At 68.7% G+C, this 738-nt stretch carries 2 protein-coding genes; both read right to left on the bottom strand.

The window, feature by feature from the left end; genetic code table 11:
* The coding region (locus D451_RS0126110; RefSeq protein ID WP_026125384.1) for a cytochrome c biogenesis protein ResB at positions 1-203 on the bottom strand (203 nt) is incomplete at its 3' end.
* A gap of 1 nt (position 204) precedes the next feature.
* Positions 205-738: cytochrome c biogenesis CcdA family protein (locus D451_RS0126105; protein ID WP_017536622.1), on the bottom strand; the 534-nt coding region annotated here is incomplete at its 5' end.

The following is a 738-nucleotide window of genomic DNA, read 5'->3' as shown; positions in this document are numbered from 1 at the left end:
ACGCTGACCACGTTCTGCGGCAGGAACGAACCCGGGATGGCGCCCACCGCGAGCAGGAACAGCAGGATCAGCGCGGTACGCATCGAGGTGAGCGTGCGCCAGATCCAACGCGCCCATCCCAGGACGCCGATGCCCTTGGGGCCCGGTTCGGACCGCTTCCCGGACGGGGCGTTCTCCGAGGTTTCGGATGTGGTCGTGGTCATGTCAGATCACCGTCTGGAAGTCGGCGGCCCAACGCTGCATCCCGATGGTCATCTCGGTCCACAGTCCGCTCACCATGGCCAGACCGACCAGGACGAGCATGACCCCGCCGACCACCGTGACCGTGCGGGTGTGGCGCTTGAGCCATCCGAAGGCGTTGAGCGCGCGCCGGTAGAGCAACGAGGCCAGCACGAAGGGCAGCCCCAGACCGACGCAGTAGATCAAGGACAGGAACATGCCCCGGCCGGCGCCGCCCTCGACGAAGGCCAGGGTCTGCACCGCGGCCAGGGTCGGGCCGATGCACGGGGTCCAGCCCAGCCCGAACAACACCCCCAGCAGAGGGGCTCCGGCCAGGCCGGCGCGGGGCAGGCGGTGGAAGCGGAACTCGCGGCCGAAGCCGGGCATGACACCCATGAACGCCAGCCCGAGCACGATCGTGAGCAGGCCCAGCACCCGCGTGATCGGGTCGGTGTAGGCCATGAGCAGATCGCCCAGCCAGCCGATGAAACCACCGACCGCCACGAAGACCAGCGTGAA

This window comes from Nocardiopsis alba DSM 43377 (genome assembly GCF_000341225.1).
Taxonomy (GTDB): Bacteria; Actinomycetota; Actinomycetes; order Streptosporangiales; family Streptosporangiaceae; genus Nocardiopsis; species Nocardiopsis alba.
This window is presented reverse-complemented; position numbering and strand designations above follow the sequence as displayed.